This window comes from Micromonospora sp. B11E3 (assembly GCF_039871625.1).
Classification (GTDB): Bacteria; Actinomycetota; Actinomycetes; order Mycobacteriales; family Micromonosporaceae; genus Micromonospora.
On sequence record NZ_JBDPMC010000229.1, the window covers coordinates 1 to 921 of the forward strand.

Genomic DNA, 921 nt, shown 5'->3' on the forward strand with positions numbered 1-921 from the left:
GCGGCCGCCGCCGGCGTCGCCGCCACCGGCGCCGGCCTCGCCGCCGCACCCACGCCCGCGCTCGCCGCACCAGCCGGCTTCCCCAACTACCAATACGTCCGCGACGCCTTCACCGGACCACTGCGCTACAACCCCACCGGCGAATTCATCTTCCCCTGCGTCCGCGGCGTCTACGACAAACTCGACACCTACCTCGGCCGCTACTACCTCTACTACGCCCCCCACGACGCACCCGGCGGAATCTGCCTCGCCTACGCCGACCGACTCGAAGGCCCCTACACCGAATACCCCAACAACCCCATCATCGACCGCTACCTACCCACCACCACCGTCAGCCACGTGTCCTCACCACACGTCATCTGGGACGCCCCCACCCAACAGTTCTACCTCTACTTCCACGGCGAGAACTACACCACCCGCGTCGCCCGATCCACCGACGGCATCCACTTCACCGACGAAACACCCATCCTCTCCACCAGACTCGTGCCCAACACCACCGAAACCTCCTACGCACGAGTCTTCGAACACTCCGTAGCCGGCAAGAACAACCGCTACGTCATGGTGTTCATGGGCCTGCACACCATCGGACCCGGCGCCCGAAAGATCTTCTGGGGCTGGTCACCCAACGGCTGGAGCGGCTGGCAGTTCGACCCGAACCCCCTCGTCTCACCCTCCGGCGACGGACTCACCGACATCTCCGGAGCACACCTGCTGAAACGCAACGGCACCGCATACCTCGCCTACCACGGCAACAGCGGCAACATGTACCTCACCGAAATCGGCAACAACTTCGACCGCGAAGTCCACCTCGGAGTGTTCCACCGACCAATCGCATCAGACAACGGCCGCGTCGCAGCCCCAGCATTCGGCACCGACGGCGGCGTCCAATACATGCTCTACGAAGCCGGACCCCGCCTCGAC

The 921-nt window shown here is 65.0% G+C and carries 1 protein-coding gene; it reads left to right on the plus strand.

The genetic code is table 11. The features are described from left to right. Window positions 1–921: hypothetical protein (locus ABGB16_RS33815; RefSeq protein WP_347672113.1), on the plus strand; the 921-nt coding region annotated here is incomplete at both ends.